General features: G+C 67.0%; 17 protein-coding genes. 6 read left to right on the top strand and 11 right to left on the bottom strand.

Annotation, left to right across the window (positions count from 1 at the left end; translation table 11 throughout):
- Positions 1-251: 251 nt before the first annotated feature.
- Positions 252-515 carry a 30S ribosomal protein S20 gene (gene rpsT / locus CKO40_RS21970; RefSeq protein ID WP_200348593.1) on the top strand — a complete coding sequence of 88 codons (264 nt, stop codon included), beginning with the start codon at positions 252-254 and terminating at the stop codon, positions 513-515.
- Between the two features lie 233 nt (positions 516-748).
- Complete coding sequence (locus CKO40_RS21965) at positions 749-1,858, top strand: glycosyltransferase family protein (protein WP_200348592.1); 1,110 nt, start codon at positions 749-751, stop codon at positions 1,856-1,858.
- A gap of 478 nt (positions 1,859-2,336) precedes the next feature.
- On the opposite strand, the gene CKO40_RS21960 is transcribed toward CKO40_RS21965, so the two are convergent.
- Positions 2,337-3,794 (bottom strand): carotenoid oxygenase family protein, encoded by a 1,458-nt coding sequence (locus tag CKO40_RS21960; RefSeq protein ID WP_200348591.1) that lies wholly within the window; start codon positions 3,792-3,794, stop codon positions 2,337-2,339.
- Here CKO40_RS21960 and CKO40_RS21955 point away from each other — a divergent pair.
- Positions 3,793-4,206, top strand: a complete 414-nt coding sequence (locus CKO40_RS21955) for a VanZ family protein (protein ID WP_200348590.1) — start codon at positions 3,793-3,795, stop codon at positions 4,204-4,206. The two genes, CKO40_RS21960 and CKO40_RS21955, sit on opposite strands and share 2 nt — an antisense overlap.
- Here the strand turns inward: CKO40_RS21955 and parC are convergent.
- The 6 genes from parC to ribBA all read right to left on the bottom strand — a co-directional run bounded on the left by parC (position 4,176) and on the right by ribBA (position 10,368).
- A complete protein-coding gene (parC, locus tag CKO40_RS21950) occupies positions 4,176-6,437 on the bottom strand; it encodes a DNA topoisomerase IV subunit A (protein ID WP_200348589.1) in 2,262 nt (753 codons plus the stop codon). The two genes, CKO40_RS21955 and parC, sit on opposite strands and share 31 nt — an antisense overlap.
- A 249-nt stretch (positions 6,438-6,686) precedes the next feature.
- Entirely contained in the window at positions 6,687-7,223 is a 537-nt protein-coding gene (locus tag CKO40_RS21945) for a phosphatidylglycerophosphatase A family protein (RefSeq protein ID WP_200348588.1), read from the bottom strand.
- 33 nt (positions 7,224-7,256) lie between these two features.
- Positions 7,257-8,219, bottom strand: coding sequence for a thiamine-phosphate kinase (gene thiL / locus CKO40_RS21940; protein WP_200348587.1), 963 nt, complete (start codon positions 8,217-8,219; stop codon positions 7,257-7,259).
- 42 nt (positions 8,220-8,261) lie between these two features.
- Positions 8,262-8,765, bottom strand: coding sequence for a transcription antitermination factor NusB (gene nusB / locus CKO40_RS21935; protein WP_200348586.1), 504 nt, complete (start codon positions 8,763-8,765; stop codon positions 8,262-8,264).
- Between the two features lie 2 nt (positions 8,766-8,767).
- Entirely contained in the window at positions 8,768-9,238 is a 471-nt protein-coding gene (gene ribH, locus CKO40_RS21930; protein WP_200348595.1) for a 6,7-dimethyl-8-ribityllumazine synthase, read from the bottom strand.
- Positions 9,232-10,368 (bottom strand): bifunctional 3,4-dihydroxy-2-butanone-4-phosphate synthase/GTP cyclohydrolase II, encoded by a 1,137-nt coding sequence (ribBA, locus tag CKO40_RS21925; protein ID WP_200348594.1) that lies wholly within the window; start codon positions 10,366-10,368, stop codon positions 9,232-9,234. Before ribBA ends, ribH begins: the two co-directional genes overlap by 7 nt.
- 373 nt (positions 10,369-10,741) lie before the next feature.
- Here ribBA and lipA point away from each other — a divergent pair, with 373 nt between their 5' ends.
- From lipA to CKO40_RS21910, 3 genes are read left to right on the top strand one after another with little or no spacing between them, the layout of a single operon-like run.
- Positions 10,742-11,713 carry a lipoyl synthase gene (gene lipA / locus CKO40_RS21920; RefSeq protein WP_200348585.1) on the top strand — a complete coding sequence of 324 codons (972 nt, stop codon included), beginning with the start codon at positions 10,742-10,744 and terminating at the stop codon, positions 11,711-11,713.
- 49 nt (positions 11,714-11,762) lie between these two features.
- Positions 11,763-12,158: a hypothetical protein gene (locus CKO40_RS21915; protein ID WP_200348584.1), complete on the top strand. Its 396-nt coding sequence runs from the start codon at positions 11,763-11,765 to the stop codon at positions 12,156-12,158.
- A 56-nt stretch (positions 12,159-12,214) separates the two neighbouring features.
- Entirely contained in the window at positions 12,215-12,871 is a 657-nt protein-coding gene (locus CKO40_RS21910) for a riboflavin synthase (protein ID WP_200348583.1), read from the top strand.
- A gap of 123 nt (positions 12,872-12,994) precedes the next feature.
- Here the strand turns inward: CKO40_RS21910 and CKO40_RS21905 are convergent, their stop codons facing one another.
- The 4 genes from CKO40_RS21905 to CKO40_RS21885 form a co-directional block, all read right to left on the bottom strand.
- Positions 12,995-14,134 carry a ribonuclease H-like domain-containing protein gene (locus CKO40_RS21905; RefSeq protein ID WP_200348582.1) on the bottom strand — a complete coding sequence of 380 codons (1,140 nt, stop codon included), beginning with the start codon at positions 14,132-14,134 and terminating at the stop codon, positions 12,995-12,997.
- Between the two features lie 327 nt (positions 14,135-14,461).
- Positions 14,462-17,299 carry a DEAD/DEAH box helicase gene (locus CKO40_RS24680; protein ID WP_420827407.1) on the bottom strand — a complete coding sequence of 946 codons (2,838 nt, stop codon included), beginning with the start codon at positions 17,297-17,299 and terminating at the stop codon, positions 14,462-14,464.
- Positions 17,300-17,651: 352 nt separating this feature from the next.
- A complete protein-coding gene (locus CKO40_RS21890; protein ID WP_200348581.1) occupies positions 17,652-18,632 on the bottom strand; it encodes an integron integrase in 981 nt (326 codons plus the stop codon).
- Positions 18,633-19,399: 767 nt separating this feature from the next.
- A partial coding sequence (locus CKO40_RS21885) for a group II intron maturase-specific domain-containing protein (RefSeq protein ID WP_200348409.1) occupies positions 19,400-19,745 on the bottom strand: 346 nt, incomplete at its 5' end.

Raw genomic sequence — 19,745 nt, 5'->3', positions numbered from 1 at the left:
TGAGGGGAGAACAAGCCAGCTTCATCAAAGCGTTGCTCTGCAGCGAGGCGTCCATGCGTCCAGAGATCTTCAATGCCGGTCTCCGTGTCTTGTCAGCTGCCATCTCCGAGGATGGCGGGAATTGCTGCCGCTTGGGACAGGCAGTTGACGCGCAATGCGTTTGGCGCGATACTGCGCGGCTAGGCGTTTAACCGCCAACACACTCAGCCGACTCGTCTTTTGCCCGATTCGCCAAGCCTAGGAGATGACTCTTGGCCAATACCGTCCAAGCACGCAAGCGCGCTCGTCAAGCCGAGAAGAATCGGCAGCGCAACGCCGCACAGCGCAGCACCCTGCGCACCGCGATGAAGAAGGTCCTGAAAGCAGCCGCCGCTGGCGATCAGGCCGGTGCCGCCGAGGCGTACAAGAAGGCCGTCCCGGTCATCGATCGCGCCGCCGGAAAGGGCCTGATCCACGCGAACAAGGCCGCTCGCCACAAGTCCCGGCTGAACGCCCGCGTCAAGGCGCTCGCGTAAGGGCCTTGTCCACCCCTGTTCGGCCACCCCCTATTCGGCCACCCAGTTGCGGCCAGCTCATCCGACGGGTCCTGTTCCTTCTCTCCGGCCCGTCCCTCGACCCCGCCAACAAAACGCTGCATCGACCCAAACCTTGTCTGCAATGCGGCTGCGGCGACGGCCGGGATTGAGCGTGGACCTGCTGCGCAGGCACTGAGACGCGAAGAGGTCGAGCAGCGGGAGCGAAGCCTGAGATGCCACACCTCTTCATCGCGGTTACCGCTCATGGCTACGGGCATCTCGCTCAGGTTGCCCCAGTCGTTGCCGAGCTGCGCCGGCGCCTGCCTGGTCTCGCATTAACACTCCAAGGCCCGGTCTCGACGGCGTTCGCAGCGTCCCGGCTGCCCGCTGATTTCCGACATGTCCAGGCCGCGGCCGATGTCGCGCTGCCAATGGACGGGCCGCTGGCGACCCGCTGGGTTGAAGGGCTGGCCGACTATATCGCCTTCGATGCGGACTACGCGATGCATTGGGCGCGACAGCGCCAGCTGTTCGAGGAGACGCGCCCTGATCTGGTGCTCGCCGACATCCCCTGGCTGCCGTTGGATGTCGCCGGTGCGATGGGCCTGCCTGCAGTCGCGCTGTCTTCGCTGAGCTGGTACGACATCCTGTGCGAGAGTCCTGTGGGGGGACAGGTCCCGGCCGGGCTCGCCGAACGCATGCGCGATGCCTATGCGCGCGCCGAGCTGTTTCTGCGGCCAGCCCCGTCGATGCCGATGGACTGGCTGCCGAACGGCCGCGATATCGGACCGATTGCCGCGCCGCACCAGCGCGATCCTGCAGGGCTGCGTACGTTATTGGGGCGTCCCGCCAGTGAGCGACTGGTGCTGATGCAGTTCGGCGGAACGGGACGCCTACGGCTCGGCGGTGGGCCGCGTCTGCTGGAAGGGGTCCATCTGCTCAGTCCGGACGCGGGCGCCGGCAACGGGCGCGATGATCTCACGGTGATCAGCGCGGATGGCCCCAGCGATGGTCCCAGCAATGGTCCCAGCGTGCTCGAGGTATTGGCGAGCTGCGATGCGCTGATCACGAAGCCGGGGTACGGCACCTTTGCCGAGACGGCCTGCAGCGGCATCCCGGTGCTCTCGGTCGAGCGCCGGGACTGGCCCGAGAGCCGCTGGCTGGTCGACTGGCTTGGGCGTCAGGTCCCGTTGCGGGAGGTCAGTGCGGATGCCGTCGCCGCCGGTGAGCTGAGCGAGCCGTTGGCCGAGTTGTTGGCGGCGGGCCCTGCGCCGCCGGTGGCGCCGACCGGGGTCGCCGAGGCCGCTGATCTGCTCATGCCTATGCTTGAAAAGTCAGTCTAGTGCAAGACAGCGGAAATCCCGAGACCGATTGCCGCTGCCGTCAATGGTCGTGGGGTAGGAGCCCGCTTGCGGGCGATCGTCGCCGCCACGAGCGCGGCCTGGTCGCCCGCAAGCGGGCTCCTACAGCGCTGAGAGCCAGATGGCAGGACAAGGGGCTCGGCATTGCTGACGCGATGCACTAGCCTCTACTGTTAGGGCCTCGGGCTCTTGTTGCCTGCTTGATGCCAGTGCCGCAGCAGGCGTCCAGTGCCAGCGCGGCTTCCGCCCCTGCCGTGCGCGTCGACCCGGGCGGTCGATCAATCTCTGTTTGCTGTTCCTTTAGGCGATTGCCGGAAAAGCTCGTACCGAATTGCGCAGGATGTTCGTTTGCCTTCGAGGAGCGTCGCCGGGAGCATAGCCGGGCTATGTGACCGGCGGCGCGACGAAGAAGGCGAGCGAAAAGACCAGCAAGGCGGTATGAGCTTTGACAGAAATCGCCTTAGGCCGCGCTGCTCTCGGGCACCCAACAGCCGTGGAAGCCCAACGGCACCCTGTGCGGCAGATGGATCGTCGCCTGGGTGCTCAGGTCCGTCGCGTTCAGCACCAGCAGATCGCTCCGCTGCTCGGCCGAGCGGTAGACGAGCGCGAGCAGCCAGTCTTCGCTGTCGGCCGTGGGTGCGGTCGGGATCGGCTCGCCGGGCAGGTCGCGGCCCAGATCGCGTTGGGTTAGCTCGCCGGTGTCGATCTCGAAGCGGCTCAGCGCGCTGAAGAAGGGCAGGCGGCGCTCGGGCGGGGTCGCGATGCCATAGATCGGGCGTTGTGGCGCGCCGATGCGGCCCGGCGTGCTTGTCGGCAGCTCGAAGCCGGTTTCGCTACAGCGGTTCAGCGTGCTCCGGTCGCCGTTCGGATCGATCCGCAGCTGCTCCAGTCGCGGCAGGCCATCGCTGCGCTCGACCTCGGTGAAGAACTGTTCGACGTCGCCGAGTGCCGGGAAGCTCGGATAGCGCACCACATGGAGGCTTAGGCCACCATCCTCGGTGTCCAGGGCCTGGGCGATATGGAAGACGAACCCCGGTACACCGGTCTCGATCAGCCGGCTTGGTCCGCCATCGCGCGGGATCAGCAGGGCCTGCATCGGCCGCTCGGTGTCAAGCTTGAGCGATGCCGCAGGACTGCGCAGACCCAACAGCGCGCGCGGGATGTCGAAGTCGGCATACGGAAGCAGCGCGCAGACCCAGCGGTCGGTGACCGCGATCTGGTGAACGAAGCTGAAGCGGTCGAGCTGATGCACGGCCGGTGTCGCCATCCTGCCCTCGGCGTCGACCCGATAGAGGATCAGCCGGCTCGGACGGCCGAGCACCAGTCCGAAGTTGATCAGCTCCCCGGAGACGGCATCGATGCTCGGATGGGCCGAGAAGGGCAGTAACGGTGAGCTCCAGCGCGAGAGCGGGTCGAAGCGGTTGCGCAGTTGGCCGTCGAAGTCCTCCTCGCCGAGGGTGGCGAGCGTGACCGGGTCCAGCCGGTGCGGGGCGCCGCCTTCCCAAAGCGCCAGCAGACGGCCGGCATGCATGATGATGCTCGTGTTCGCAGCGTTCTTGAAGCGCAGCCGCAGCAGGTTGGCCGGAAGGCCGCCCGGCTTCTGGGTGCCGAAGCCGCGCCACAACATCCGGCCGGCGCGTTCTTCGGCCAGATAGGCCCTGGTGCGCACGAACCGATTCCGGTAGTAGACGCGACCGTTGTCGAATTGGAATCGGCAGATGTGACCGTCGCCGTCGAAGGCATGCCCGTACCGGACGCCGCCGCGCTCGAAGCGTCCCGGCCCGTTGCGGAAGAGGACGCCGTTCAGCGCCGGCGGCAGGGTTCCTGAAACCTCGAGCTCCAGATCGTTATACTCCTGCTCGACCGGCGTCTGGGCCTGCGCCAGCGTCGTTAGCATTTGCGTACGGGTAAGGTTCATGGCGCGTCAAGGAATCTTGGATGCGGATCAGTTGCAAGGGCTGATCCGACGGTTGTCTCAGGTGGCGTTCTGGTCGTGCGTGCTGGTGGTTGCCTACCTGGCCTTTCTGCCGAGCGAGGATGCCCCGGGCTTGACCTGGGACAAGGCCAACCACCTGCTCGCCTTTGCAGTGATGACGGCGCTTGCCGCGTTTGGCTGGCCAACCCGCCGGTCTGCGTTCTCGCTCTGGGTGCCCTTACTCGGATATGGGCTGCTGATCGAGATCATCCAGCATGTTCTGCCGACGCGTGAGTTCTCCTTGCTCGATTGGGCTGCTGACGGACTCGGCATCCTGGCCGCGCTCGGGCTGATCGCGCTCTGGCGCCAATGGCGCTCGCGCTATCACTCCAGCGCAAAGCCGTCGACCCGCTGAAAACCGCGCGGTAGCCGGTTGCCGCGCCGGCCGCGCTCGCCGCGATAGTGCTCGAGGTCGCTGGGCTTGAGCTTGACCTGACGCTTGCCGCTGAGGATGCTCAGGCTGCTCCCGACCTCGATCACACCGATGGCCGCGACGATCTCATCGCGGGACTTGGCCTGTGCGCTCGGGATGCCGATGAGCTTGTTGCCTTTGCCGCGGGGCAGCTCCGGCAGCTCGGTGATCGGGAACAGCAGCAGGTGTCCGGCATTGGTCGCGACCGCCACCAGCAGCTCGCGTTCCGATGACCCTGAGGCCGGAACCGGTACCGGAGGCAGCACCTGCGCATTGGGCGGCAGCGTCAGGACGGCCTTGCCGGCGCGCGGCTTGGCGATCAGCGCCTCCAGATTGCAGAGGAAGCCATAGCCGGCATCGGAGGCCAGCAGCAGCCGCTGCTGGGGGTCTCCGCCGAGTGCGACGACGAAGCTCGCGCCCTTGGGCGGATCGAGCCGGCCGGTCAAGGGCTCGCCCTGGCCGCGCGCCGACGGCAGCGAATGGGCAGGCAGCGAGTAGCTGCGGCCGGTGCTGTCGAGGAACACGGCCGGCTGATTGCTGCGCAGCCGCGCGGCCGAGAGGAAACGATCGCCGGATTTATACGACAGCCCGGTGCCGTCGATCTCGTGCCCCTTGGCCTGGCGCACCCAGCCCTTCTCGGAGAGGACAACGGTGACGGGCTCGCTCGGGGCGATCTCGGTGTCGTTCAGCGCCGCGGCGACCGGGCGCTCGGTCAGCGGCGAGCGGCGCGCATCACCGTGCTTCTTCGTATCGGCCTCGATCTCTTCGATGAGCAGGTCGCGCAGCTTGTTTTCGCTGCCGAGGGTGGCCTGGATCTGGTCGCGCTCGGCCGAGAGCGCGTCCTGCTCGGCGCGGATCTTGATTTCCTCCAGCCGCGCGAGCTGGCGCAGCCGGGTGTTCAGGACGTACTCGGCCTGGGTATCGGAGAGGCCGAAGCGCTCCATCAGCACCGGCTTGGGCTCGTCCTCGGTGCGGATGATCCGGATCACCTCGTCGATGTTCAGGAAGGCGATCAACAGGCCTTCCAACAGATGCAGCCGCTCGAGCACCTTGTCGAGCCGGTGCTGGAGCCGGCGCCGGACCGTGGTGCGCCGATAGCTCAGCCATTCATCGAGGATCTCGCGCAGGTTCATGACCCGCGGCCGGCCGTTCAGTGCGATCAGGTTCAGGTTGACCCGATAGCCGCGCTCGAGGTCGGTGGTCGCGAACAGGTGTGACATCAGGCGCTCGACATCAACCCGGTTCGAGCGCGGCACCAGCACCAGCCGGGTCGGGCACTCATGATCGGACTCGTCGCGCAGGTCCTCGAGCATCGGCAGCTTCTTCGCCTGCATCTGGGCAGCGATCTGCTCCAGCACCCGGCTGCCCGAGACCTGGTACGGGAGCGCGGTGATCACGATGTCGCCCTGCTCGAGCTCGTAATGGGCGCGCTGCTTTACCGAGCCATGACCGGTCTCGTAGATCCGCTGCAGCTCGGCCCGCGGGGTGATGATCTCGCCGGCGGTCGGGAAGTCCGGACCTTGGATATGCCGCATCAGCGCCGCGACATCGGCCTTTGGATGCTTGAGCAGGTGGATGCACGCCTTTGCGACCTCGCGGAGGTTGTGCGACGGGATGTCCGTCGCCATGCCGACGGCGATGCCGCTGGAGCCGTTCAGCAGCAGGTTCGGCAGCCGTGCCGGGAGGGTCTTGGGCTCCTCGAGGCTGCCGTCGAAGTTGGGCTGCCAGTCGACCGTGCCCTGGTTGACCTCGGCGAGCAGGACCTCGGCGTATTGGGTGAGCCGCGATTCGGTATAGCGCATCGCCGCGAACGATTTGGGGTCGTCGGGCGAGCCCCAGTTGCCCTGGCCGTCGATCAGCGGGTAGCGATAGCTGAACGACTGCGCCATCAGCACCATTGCCTCATAACAGGCGCTGTCGCCGTGCGGATGGAACTTGCCGAGCGTGTCGCCGACGGTCCGTGCCGATTTCTTGAACTTGGCCGCCGCCGTCAGCCCGAGATCGGACATCGCGTAGAGGATGCGGCGCTGCACGGGCTTGAGACCGTCGCCGATATGCGGCAGCGCGCGGTCCAGGATCACGTACATCGAGTAGTCGAGGTAGGCCTTCTCGCTGAACCGATGCAGCGGCAGGCGCTCGAGCCCTTCCGGGCTGTAGATCGGCGTATCGCTCATGCAGGGGGGCGTCGATTTCGATCCGAGAGAGTGAAGGGGTCGCAGCCGGGCTTGTGCCGGGCTTGGGGTGCTTGTGGCGAATGGGTGCTGCCGCCCTGAGTGGCGCGGAAACGACAGACGCCGCCGTCGCAGCAGCGACGGCGGCGCACGATGAGGGCGGCAGCGGCGGGGTGAGACCGGCTGACGCCGGTCCGCGCGATTAGCGCCGACTTGCGTCAGCGGTGGAACGGGCGCAACCGGCTCTCCACATCAATGCGCGACAGCCGCACCGTGGCCGAGTGAGGCGACGACGATCATCGCCATCACCTTCAGGACCAGCCAGGCCATCGCGCCGGCGGCGAGATCGTCGGCGATGATCCCAAAGCCGCCGTGGAACCGCCGCTGGAACCAGCTCACCGGCCAGGGCTTGTAGATGTCGAACAGGCGGAACAGCAGGAAGCCGAAGATGATCCAGTTCAGGCTGATCATCGGTGCCGCCGCCATCGCCACCAGGAAGCCCAGGACCTCATCCCAGACGATCGACGGCGGGTCCTGGTCGTCGCTCTCGGCGAGCACCTTGCTGCAGGCCCAGATGCCGATGGCGATCAGGGCCGCGAGGGCGATCCCATAGACCATCCCAGGCAGACTGGCGAGCACCAGATAGATCGGTACCGCGACCAGGGTGCCCATGGTGCCGGGGGCCATCGGCGACAGGCCGGCGCCGAAGCCGAATGCGATCCAGTGCTCGGGGCGACCCGATTCGAAGGCCGGCGGCGTCGGGGTGTCGGTTGCAGAGGTTGTGCTCATCGTGGGTCTCCTAAAGCGATGTGGGTTCGAAGGTCATGATCCTGTGATCGCAAAATGATCGTATCCGCCGACCTCGCCGTGCCAGAGATGGCCGTCTGCGCCGACAAAGCGCAGACCAGTGCGGGCCTCGATCTCGCCGACCTGCGTCAGCGGACAGCCGGCGGCCGCCGCCATCACCTTGAGCTCGGCATGGTGCTCCGGCGGCAGCGTGAAGCAGAGCTCGTAATCATCGCCGGAGCACAGCGGAAGGCGCCAGTCGTTCCGCGCGGCGACCGCCCCGGCAACCTGATCGGCAAGGGGCAGCCGGTCGAGCTCGATCCGGGCGCCGCAGCCGGAGGCCGCGAGGATGTGGCCGAGGTCGGCGGCCAGCCCATCGGAGAGGTCGATCGCGGCGCTGGCGACACCACGGAGCACCTCGCCGAGCGCGACGCGGGGGGTCGGTCGCTCCAGCCGCTGGCGCAGGTAGTCACCAAGTGGCTCGCCCTGCTGCAGGTGCTCGAGCGCCAGACCGGCATCACCGAGCGCGCCGCTGACGCAAACCAGGTCGCCTGGCTTGGCGCCGGCGCGGCGCAGCGCATGGCCGCGCGGAACCAGCCCATGGACCTGCACCGAGATGGCCAGGGGGCCGTGTGTCAGATCACCGCCAACCAGCCGGACGTCCTCTTGCTGGGCGAGGGTCGCGAACCCGCGCGCGAACCGGCTCAGCCAGTGCGCATCGGCCTCGGGCAGGGTCAGCGCCAGCGTTGCCCATGCCGGCTCGGCCCCAACCGCGGCCAGGTCGCTCAGACCAACGGCCAGCGCCTTATGACCGAGCCCTTCCGGGTCGGCGTCGGGCAGGAAATGGACGCCGGCAACCAGTGTGTCGATGCTCAGCGCCAATTCGCGATCTTGGGGGACATCGAGCAGCGCGCAATCATCGCCGACGTCGAGCAGCACGTCGGGGCGTGCAGCGCCGAGGCCAGTGAGATGGTCTGCAATCAGCTTGAACTCGGACATCGCAATGGCTCCCGCGGCATGGCTGATGACTGCGCTCGCGCGTCAGTTGCGGGCTAGTTCCTCAGCGCGTGCCCGATGCGCGACGCGATCGAGCACTGCGTTGACGTAACGGTGCCCCTGCTCGGCGCCGAAGGCCTTGGCCAGCTCAACGGCCTCGTTGATGATGATACGTGCCGGCAGTTCCAAGCTGAACAACAGCTCGTAGGTGCCGATACGCAGGATGCTGCGCTCGACCGGATCGAGGCTTTGCAGCGAGCGGTCCAGATTGCCGCGCAGCGCGTCGTCGATCTGGTCGGCCTTGTCCGGCACCCCGCGCAGCAGGCTATCGAAGAGCTGATGATCGTAGGCGCGGGCGACGCGGGGCGCCGAGGGCGCGGGGTTGGACGGCTCGTCATGGCCCTCGCTCATGCCCTCGGCGATCGCCTCCATCCAGGCCGGGTCATCGAAGAAGTGACTGGCGATCTCGGCTGGAGACAGCCTGCTGACCTGCCATTGATAGAGCGCGAGCACCGCGTAGCGGCGCGCCTCGGTGCGGCGCCCGGCCATCTTCAACCGAGCCCGCGCAGCAGGTCGACCATCTCGATCGCCGAGAGCGCGGCCTCGGCGCCCTTGTTGCCGGCCTTGGTGCCAGCGCGCTCGATGGCCTGCTCGATGGTGTCGACCGTGAGCACGCCGAAGGTGACCGGGACGCCGTGCTTGAGGCTGACCTGAGCCATCCCCTTGACGCACTCACTGGCGACGTACTCGAAATGCGGGGTGCCGCCGCGGAGCACGGCGCCGAGCGCGATGATCGCGTCCTGATCGCCCTTCGCCGCGATGCGCTCGATCGCGACCGGCATCTCGAACGCGCCGGGCACGCGCACGATGGTCAGGTCCGCTTCCTCGGCGCCGTGCCGGCGCAGGGCGTCGAGCGCACCCTTCTCGAGCTGCTCGACGATGAAGCCGTTCCAGCGTGAGACGACAAGGCAGTAGCGGGCCTGTCCGGCGCGCAAGGCGCCCTCGTAGGTCTTGATCATGATTCTGTCTCCAGGCTGCTGCGGCCGCCCAAGTATTCGACCACCTCGAGATCGAATCCCGAGATCGCATGCATGGCCTTCGGTGCGCTCATCACCCGCATCTTGTGGACGCCGATGTCGGAGAGGATCTGCGCACCGATACCGTAGGTCCGCAGCTCGTTACGCTCGCTGCGCGGCGCGGGCGGGGGCTGATCGGTCTCCGAGGCCGCGATCGCACCGAGCTTTGCGAGGACGTCCTCGCCTTGATCACGATTGCGCAGGACCACGATCGCCCCTTCGCCGGCCTCGGCGATCTGGCGCATCACGTCATCCAACGGCCAGCCGCAGGCCGAGTGCTGCGTGCCGAAGAGGTCGCAGAGCGTGTTCTGCAGATGGACCCGGACCAGGGTTGGACGATCGGGGTCGAGCTGCCCCATCACCAGCGCCAGATGGATGTCGTTGTCGATCGTATCCCGGTAGGCCGTTACCTCGAAGGTCCCGACCCGGGTCGGGAGTGTGCCCCGTGCCTCCCGGATCACCGCCTTCTCGTTCGCGACCCGGTAATGGATCAGATCGGCGATGGTGCCGATCTTCAGCCCATGGGCCTCGGCGAAGGCCTCGAGGTCCGGCCGCCGCGCCATGGTGCCATCCTCGTTCAGGATCTCGACGATGACGGCAGCGGGCTCGAAGCCGGCCAGTCGCGCGAGATCGCAGCCGGCCTCGGTATGGCCGGCGCGCACCAGGACGCCGCCAGGCTGAGCCATCAGCGGGAACACATGGCCGGGCTGGACCAGATCGCTCGGCTTGGCGTCCGGCGAGACGGCTGCGCCGATGGTGCGGGCGCGGTCGGCCGCCGAGATGCCGGTTGTGACCCCGCGTGCGGCCTCGACCGAGACCGTGAACGCGGTCGAGTGCGGCGCATTGTTGGCGTTGACCATCAGCGGCAGACGCAGCCGCTCGCAGCGCTCCTTGGTCAGGGTCAGGCAGATCAGACCGCGGCCATACTTGGCCATGAAGTTGATCGCCTCGGGCGTCACGGCGTCGGCCGCGAGCAGCAGATCGCCTTCGTTCTCGCGATCCTCGTCGTCCATGATCACGACCATACGCCCGGCACGGAGCTCGTCGATGATCTCTTCGGTCGTGTTCAGGGGCATGGCGCTGTCGGACATCAGGCGGGGCCGTGCGAAGTCAAGCCGACAAGCATAACTCAGTTGCGGCGAGACGTCACTTGATGCGAGGCCGATCAGATTGGTCGGGCCAGATCGGCCTGGTCGGCTGGGTCGGGTCAGCTGGGTCGGGTCAGATCAGTTTGGCTGCCAGCCACGCAAACCCAACCTTAGGACACTCTTAAACAACCCTTTACCCGTGGCGCTGCACATGGCTCCTACTGTGCACGAGTCGTGCTGCCTCCAGGCGCCGAGCGGCGGGCCTTGCAGGCTATCCCTGTCGTCGATGATAGACTGGCAACATTGCCATGCCAGTCGTCTTCGCTGCAAGACGCTGCGAGATTAGAGAGAAACCCTCCTCATGTCGAATGATCAACCGCTGACCGCCCCCTCTCGCTTCAGTCCTGCCACCCATCAACGCGGGCTCGACAAGGTCGCGCGCATCCCGGTCAAGATCGAACGCGCCGCCGAGGTGCCGCGCAAGCCGGCCTGGATTCGGGCCAAGGCTCCGATTGGGCCGGGCGTGGCCAGGATCAAGCGCCTGCTGCGCGAGAACCGGCTGGCGACCGTCTGTGAGGAGGCGCAATGCCCGAACCTCGGCGAGTGCTTCAATCATGGCACCGCAACCTTCATGATCCTCGGCGACGTCTGCACGCGGCGCTGCCCGTTCTGCGATGTCGCGCACGGCCGTCCGGAGCCGATCGATGAAGCGGAGCCGGTGCTGCTCGCCGAATCGATCGCGCGCATGCGGCTCAACTACGTGGTCATCACCTCGGTCGACCGCGACGATCTGCGCGATGGCGGGGCTGGGCACTTCGCCGCCTGCCTGCGCGCGGTGCGCGCCCGCTGCCCCGGGATCAAGCTCGAGGTGCTGGTGCCGGATTTCCGTGGCCGCGAGGAGCGCGCCTTAGCGGCCTTCACCGGCGACGGACGGCCCGATGTCTTCAATCACAACCTCGAGACGGTCCCGGCGCTCTATCGCGAGGCGCGTCCGGGCGCAGACTATGCCGGCTCGCTGGCCTTGCTCAAGCGTTTCAAGGCCCTCCATCCGGAGGTGCCGACCAAGTCGGGCCTGATGTTGGGACTGGGCGAGACCACCGAGCAGGTGCTGGCCGTGATGGCCGATCTGCGCGCCCATGACTGCGACATGCTCACGCTGGGGCAGTACCTGCAGCCGAGCCGGGATCACCTGCCGGTGCGCCGCTACTGGGAGCCGGCCGAGTTCGAGGCGCTGCGTGAGGCCGGTGAGCGGATGGGATTCGTGAACGTGGCGAGCGGCCCGATGGTGCGGTCGTCTTACCATGCCGATCAGCAGGCCCTCGGTGCAGGCTAGGCGAGCACTTTGATAGGGCCGGGACTGATCACTCGCCGGAGAGGCGCGGATGACATCGGCTTTGTCACTGATGGAATTGATCCTGGCCTTTGCGGGCTTCATGGCGCTGGTCTGGTCAGTGCATGCGCTCGACCGCTATGCCCAGGCGCGCTACGGTTATAGGCCCTTCGCGTTACCGAATACGGCGCTGATGTGCATCCCCAGCCTGCTGCTGCTGTCGGTGCTCTCCGCGGCGCCTGATGCGGTGTCGCTGCTGGCGTTGCCCGCGGCCATCGACACGGTGGGCCAGGTGAAGCTCGCGATCTGGGCGCTGTTCGTGGTCGCGATGCTCGCCCTGTTGGCCTGGCGCACCAATCCGTGGATCGGCGGCTATGCGGCGCTGCTGCTGGCGCTGGCGGCGCCGGTGGTGCTGATGACCGTGCTGTTCCAGCGCCTCGCCCGCTGAACGCGTGCGTTGCATGACAGTGGCCAGGCGCTGATCGACCTGGCAGGAGATCTGAGATGTTCACCGGAATCATCGAGGCGATCGGCCGCGTCGAGTCGATGGAGGACCGCGGCGGCGATCGGCGCTTGCGCATCAGCGCCGGTGCGCTCGACCTCGAGCAGGCGACCATTGGCGACAGCATCGCCGTCAACGGCGTCTGCCTCACCGCCGTCGAGCTGGGCTCGGGCCGCTTCGCGGCCGATGTCTCGCGCGAGAGCCTGTCGCTCACGACGCTGGGCGAGCTGGGTTCCGGCTCCAAGGTCAATCTGGAACAGGCGTTGCGCCTCTCGACGCCGCTCGGCGGACATCTGGTCAGCGGTCATGTCGACGGCGTCGGGACGGTGCTCGACATCCAGCAGGATGCGCGTTCCTGGAAGCTGCAGATCCACGCCCCGGGCGAGCTCGCGCGCTATATCGCGGTCAAGGGCTCGATCTGCGTCGACGGCACCAGCCTGACCGTCAACACGGTCAAGGGCGCTGTGTTCGATCTCAATATCGTCCCGCATACGCTAAGCGCGACCATCATCGGCGACTACCGGGTCGGCAGCCGGGTCAACCTCGAGGTCGATCTGATCGCGCGCTATTTGGAGCGGCTGATGCTCGGCGAGCATGCGGCCGACCCATCCCACAGCGGCCTGTCCGAGGAGTTCCTGCGCCGCCACGGCTTTCTGTAGCAAGGGGTCGGCTCATTCGCGCCCCGCCCGCGGTGGTGGCCGAGACCAAGGCTAATCGGCGTGCTGCTGCCCGGACGTGAGGCGTCAGCGCGTGGACCGATCACCGGCTGCGGCAGTTCGGCCTCAGCGGTTGAGCGCGCCGGTGTCGCCGCAGCGCTGCAGCCGTCGCCGCAGCCGCGCACGCCGATGCGCGCTGGCGTCGCCATCGGGGAGGCGCTCGGCGTAGGCGAGCGCCTGCGCCAGGTCGCGACCGACGTGCTCGTGGTGCTTGGCCAGCTCGAGGATGGCCGCGGGATCGCCCAGCGCTGCAAGCGCCTCCCAGATTGCGAGCGCCTCGACCCAGGCCCCGCGACGGCGCTTGAGCTGCGCGAGGTCCAATGCCGCGGCGGGCTCGAGCTCGCGCCGGTGCGCCTCGAGCAGCCGTTCGGCCGCTTCGGTCTGATTGCAGCGGCATAGATGGCGGGCGAGCGAGCGAATATCGGCGCCATGGCGCACCGGCTCGCGCTGCACCTCGGCCAGCGCCGGGATCAGCACCGCCAGCGAGAGCAGATCGAGCCGGTTGTGCCGGAGCACCGCGCCGAGCCGACCCGGCTGGCCGCCCCGGAGCCACTCGAGCCAGGCCGCTGGCGCCTCGGCGCCGGGCAGGTCGTCGCCGCGCTCGACGCCGAGCAGCTTGCGCTCACAGGTGGCCAGCCGGCAGTCGGGCCACCGGCTCGCGAATGCCCGGCGCACCGGATGGAGCAGGTCCAGGTGCGGCGTCGTCGCGAGCTCGGGTCGGCGCCCGTTGAGACAGAGCCGGGTCTCGAGCAGGGGCAGATCGAAGCCCTTGCCGTTGTAGCTGATCAGCTGCTCGGCCGCGCCGAGCTCGGCGGCGACCCGCTCCATCATCTCGGCCTCGGCATCCAACCGCAATAACAGATACTGGCGCAGGACCAGCTCGCGGCCTTCGATACGGCCGAGCCCGGCGACGAAGACCCAGGTGCCGGTGCCGCCGGCTAGGCCGCTGGTCTCGGTATCGAGGAAGACCGCAGCTTCTGGGGTCGCCAGCAGGGCGTCATCGAGGCCGGTGCCGGGCTGCGCGCGTGCTCCCTCGAGGCAGCGGCCAAGCGGATAGCGCCCATGGCGCCAGGTCAGCGGATGGCGACGCTCGAGCAGCGCTAGACCTGGCCTGATCAGCTCGGCGCCGAGCTGGTCGGCGACCGTCTCGGCGGCCACTGGCGCGGCCGGCCGGCCGCCGTGGCGCGCTGGTGCCAGCCGGCGCATGCGCGCGGCAAGGCTTGGCCTGGGCCGGCTGGTATCAGCCGGGCTGGCAACAGAGGGGGATGTGGCAGCGGGGTCGGCATCGCTTCCGGTCGCGTGGCGATGCTGGCGATTGGGTTCAGGCCGCTGGGATGTGGCAGCGGGGTCGGCATCGCTCCCGGTCGCCCCGCGGAGTCGGCGCAAACGTTCCTGCAGGCTCGGCATCGTGATCGCCTCGATATTGTCCCGACTGCTGTGATCCGGACACCAAGAAGCCGCCAGATACTGGAAATAGGCGGCTCCTCCGTCTGGATTAGTCCCGGCGTAACAATACTCCGCGCCGTGGCTTGCTCAGGCCCGAATCACTGCGCCGCTGGTGGATGCGCGGCTGCTCTCCGCTGCGGTTGTTCCGCCGAGTAGCCGCAGCACGATGAGCGCCGAGCGCTTCGGCGAGCGCAGCGCCTGCTCGTCGCTGGCCAGTATCGGGCCGATGCAGGCCGGACAGCCGTGCGCGCAGGCGCAGCCACTGACCAATCCGAGCGCATCGGTGACCAGCGCCTGCGCGTCGTCGAACAGCGGCGCCGAGAGGCCGACGCCGCCCGGATAGTTGTCGTAGAGGAACAGCGTCGGCTCGAAGCGATCGCCGGGCGGCTCCTCCAGCGGCTCGTTGCTCGGCCCGCGCAGCTGGCCGCGGCCATCGCCGCCGACCACCGCGAACCAACGGCCCTGGCTGTCGCCGACCGCGCGCCCGAGATCCCTCACCTCCGCCATCGCGCGCAGCGCGGCGACATGATGCAGTGCGTAGGCGGCGCCGAGGAAGCCCTCGATCGCCTGCTCGCGGGTCGGCAGTGAGCGCTCGAGCGCATTGGGCTCGACCTGCCACCAGACCGCGCTGGTGTGCATCTCCTGATCGGGCAGGTCGATATGGCCGTACCCGATGTTGTCGTGGCTGTAGTAGCGGATCTTCTTGTAGCCCGGATAGCGGCGCACGATGTGGACCTCGCCATGTGAGGCGGCGGCCTTTGTGGCTTCAGGCGCGGCCTCCGATGCAGCTGTCGCAGGAGCGCTCGCAGCCGCGCCGGACGGCGCTGGCGAGTCATCAGTTGCTGATGGCTTCTGGGGGATCGCGGGTGCGACAGCGGGCGGTGCTCGCCTCGAATCTGCCGGTGGCGCGCGTCTTGAGGCCGTCGGCGATGCGCCCGTTGCGTCAGTATCATCTGCCGAGACCGGTCGATTCGTGAGGCCGCCGGCGGGATCATCGGCGTGCGCTGCCGCAACGCTCGCGGCGGCCTCTCCGGCCGTAAGCGTTGCCGCTCGCTCGGCCGGATCTGCACCGAGCCGGCGGCTGTCGAAGCGGTCCAGGATCTTCAGCCGCGTGTAGTCGATCGCATCGGTGTAGTAGTCGGCGCGGGTCTTGCGCACGAAGGCCTTGCGCCCGGTCCAGTCGAGCCGCTCGACCTGATAGGGCTGCGACTGGACCATATAGATCGCGCCCTCGTAGAGCGTGCCCGGCGCGCCGCTGTAGTCGACCTCGGCGATGATCGTCTGCTTGCCGTCGCCGATGTCGATGACGACGAAGTTGCCTTCGGCGACCGAGCGCAATGAGACCGCATTGGCCGGATAGCTGTCCGCGACCCAGTACCAGCGTCCGCCGTCGGGGCCGCCCTGGCGCTGCAGCACGCCCTCGTCGCGCAGAAAGCTGAGCATCTCGTGCAGGTCTTCGGCGCAGCTCGAGCCGCCGAACCGGTCGCCATCCTTGAACGGCAGCTCGAACGCGGCGCAGCGCACATGATCCATCAGGATCAGCAGCTGGTCCGGATGGATGCGCGCATGCTCCGGTGAGGCGCCGAGGAAGAACTCCGGATGCCGGACCATGTACTGGTCGAGCGGATCACTGGTCGCGACCAGCACGCCGAGGCTGCCGCGGTTGCGGCGCCCGGCGCGCCCGAGCCGCTGCCAGGTCGCGGCGATGGTGCCCGGATAGCCGTTCAGGATCGCGACATCGAGCGCGCCGATGTCGACCCCGAGCTCGAGCGCCGAGGTGCTGACGACGGTATCGACCCGGCCGGCGCGCAGCGCCCGCTCGGTCTGGCGCCGCTCGCTGGGCAGATAGCCGCCGCGGTAGGCGATCACGCGCGGCGGTCGGCGCGGGTCGCGATCGAAGGCGTCCTTCAGGTACTTGGTGATGACCTCGACCATCAGCCGCGTGCGCGCGAAGACGATGTTCTTCAGCCCGGCCTTGGTCGCCATACGCGCGATGCGCGTGCTCTGCGAGCGCGCCGAGGCGCGGATGCCCAGGTCCGGATTGATCACCGGCGGATTCCAGAGCAGCAGATGGCGTGAGCCGCGCGGCGCGCCGCTGTTGGTGACCCCGGTGACCGGCGCGCCGATCAGCTGCTCGGCTAGCTCGGCCGGGTTGGCGATGGTGGCCGACGCGAAGATGAATTGGGGTCGGACCCCATAGAACTGGCAGATGCGCTGCAGCCGGCGAAACACATTGGCCACATGCGAGCCGAACACGCCGCGGTAGCTGTGCAATTCATCGACGACGATGAACGCGAGCGACTCGAAGAACTGCGCCCATTTGGTGTGATGCGGCAGGATCGCCTGGTGCAGCATGTCCGGATTCGAGACCACGATATCGCCGCGGGTGCGCACCGCCTTGCGCGCATCGCCCGGGGTGTCGCCGTCGAAGGTGAAGGCCTTGATGCCGAGCGTTCCCGCAGCGCCGGCCGCCCCAGCGGCGGCCCCTGCCAGAGCCTCTACAGGAGCCCCTGCTGGAGCCCCTGCTGGGGGCGAGCTTGAAGCGGCGCCGCTCGCTGCCTGGTCCCCGGTGGGCTGCCCGTCGATGCGGGCCGTGTCGCGATTGAGCGCCGCTCCGCCGCCAAAGCCATCGGCGGGAGCTTGCTCGGCGCTGGTTGTTGCGCCGCCCGCCCGATTGAGCTCCATCAGCTCGGCGACCTGGTCCTGCGCCAGCGCCTTCGTTGGGAACAGGTACAGCGCCTTGGCGCGCCGGCTCAGCACCGCATCCAGCACCGGCAGGTTGTAGCACAGGGTCTTGCCGGACGCGGTTGGCGTCGCGACCACCAGATGCTGGCCGGCCGCGGCCAGATCCCAGGCCTGGCGCTGATGGCCGTAGAGCCGGGTCAGCCCGCGCGCCGCCAGGGCGTCACGCAGCTTGGGATGCATGGCCTCAGGCAGCTCGGCGTAGCGCGCCGCGGCGGCCGGCGTCGCCAGCTCGCCGGTGATGCGGCCCTTGTACTTGCGTTGCAGACGCGCGAGCAGCCTGTGAACGCGGTCATCATCGGTTGGCGAAGCGATGGCCGGCCCCGGCTCGGCCCCAGCGCCTTGCGCGACTCTCATACTCGACTCTCGGGCCATCGGCTCTGGCCCTCGTTGCTTGAGCGGCCGCTAGTGTAGCCCAACCAGTCCGGTCGGAAACCGACCGAGCTGAGGCTCACATCGTTTGCGGGAAGGAAGAGCTCGCGGCTCTCTCAATGCGCGAGAGGCTCATCAATGACGACATCCTGCCTCTTAACACTCACAGCAGATCATCCAACGGACTGGGTACCCCTTGCGCGCCCTGATTCAGCACATGGGTGTAGACCATGGTCGTCTCGACGTCTTGATGCCCGAGCAGCGCCTGAATCGTCCGAATATCCGTTCCCCGTTGCAGTAAGTGCGTCGCGAAACTGTGCCGGAAGGTATGCGCGCTGACGCGCTTATCGATATTGGTCAGCTTGACGGCCCGCTTGATCGCCTTGTTGACAACGCTCTGGTCCAGATGATGTCGCCGAACTTGCCCCGACTCACTCCGCGGGTCCACCGCTCGCCCGGCAGCGGGGAACACATATTGCCAACGCCACTCGCGCGACGCGTTCGGAAAGCGGCGATCCAGGGCAAACGGCAGATAGACCTCGCCGAAACCGTCTGCCAGGTCTCGCTCGTGGATCTGGCGCACCTTCGCTAGATGCAGCTTCAGGGCATCGGCCATCTTGTCCGGGAACGTGGTCACGCGATCCTTGTTGCCCTTGCCGGAGCGGACCGTGATCTGCTTGTAGCCAAAATCCACGTCCAGGACTCGCAGCCGCACCGCCTCGGTGGTCCGCAGCCCACTGCCATAGAGCAGCCGCACCACCAGCCCGGCCTGACCGTCCACCAGCGGGAGAATCTGAGCGACCTCTTCGCGAGTCAGCACAACGGGTACCCGCCGTTCCTTGCTTGCGCGCGCCGCGTCGATAGGGCCTTCGAGCGGGCGCTCCAGCACTCGCTTGTAGAGAAAGACCAAGGCATTCATCGCCTGGTTCTGTGTTGCTGCGGCGACCTTCCCTTCCTCGGCGAGGTGTGTCAGAAACTGCTCAACCTCAGCCGCACCAGCCCGCAACAGCTCTTCGCGCGACTGCATCCGATGAAACCGGATATACCGCGCGATCCAATCACAGTAACTGCGCTCAGTATGGATCGAGTAGTGAAGCCTGTGCATCAGGCTCCGGACCTCGTCCATCAGCCTTGGTCCCGCCATCCATCCTCTCGCTGGTTCGAACGATCCGGGGTGCGTTCCGACCAAGCGGAGATTCTCGCCCGAAAATCCCGCAAATATCAACTTATCCATGCTTTCTCGCCTTGATAATCGCGCTAGAGCGGGGTTATGCGGCTTGATGGCAAGAAAATACCGGTTTTATCAACTTATCAGGGCGGTGATGCTCTGCTACTGCCCCACCGCCTAGGATTCACGCGAAAACGCTCGAAACTTCAGCTATTATCGGGGTATCTGGGCCAGTTGGCCCAGATACTCATGGTTAGGCGAGCTAGCAATCCCTCCTCGCTCGCCGGCAATTCTGGCGTAGAGGGAGTAATGGAGATCAAGAGCGATGTGTAGTAACGGCAAGAACGATTCGCATGAGTCACACAAAGCGATCGACAAAGGGCGTCGAAGCAGCATCAAACAGATATTGCTGGCCCCTTTAGCGGCCCTTTTGCCAGCCAGCTTATTCGTTACCAGAGCGGAAGCTGGCAATGGTAGTTGCTATCTGTGTGATTGCCCGGGTTACGTGGACGGATACAACTATACCTGCGGCCGGTGCGGACACAGTTACGATAACCACACCCTCGGCGGTTACTAACGGCGATTACTGCTACTTTGGCACTTCCTACGCACAGTAGCAAGATCAAGCCCTAGTGGCTCAAATCGCCTAATCGGGTAAGGGCGGGTGTTTAGCCCGCCCTCCCCACACCACCTAGCATGCGGGTCCGCACTAGGCGATTCACAAGAAGGGAGCACACGACGCTTTAGGCATAGCCATGCGCTTTCATCCACTGATCGCGAATGCTGATCAAGCCCTGGCCTTTCAGCCAGTCATTGGTCATCCCGGTTTGCGTGCCCAGCGAGCGGGACAGATGCCAGTCGCTCTTGGAGCTCATGCCCGTCCAGATCGCGGCACGCTTCGACGACCCCAGGGCCAGCAACTGGCGAATGCGATTGCGCACCCCGCGCCACTGTTTCCAGTCGCACAGGCGGATGCGCCGCCGCAGCCAGTGGTCCAGCTCGGGAATCGGCCGGTAGTAGTCCGAGATGCCGAAGTAGCCCATCCAACCACGGACGTATTCGGAGAGTTTCTTGAGCCGGTACGCCATC

This window comes from Halochromatium glycolicum, assembly GCF_016584085.1.
GTDB classification, from domain to species: domain Bacteria; phylum Pseudomonadota; class Gammaproteobacteria; order Chromatiales; family Chromatiaceae; genus Lamprobacter; species Lamprobacter glycolicus.
The sequence above is the reverse complement of the archived record's forward strand: the minus strand, read 5'-3'. Positions and strand labels throughout refer to the sequence as shown.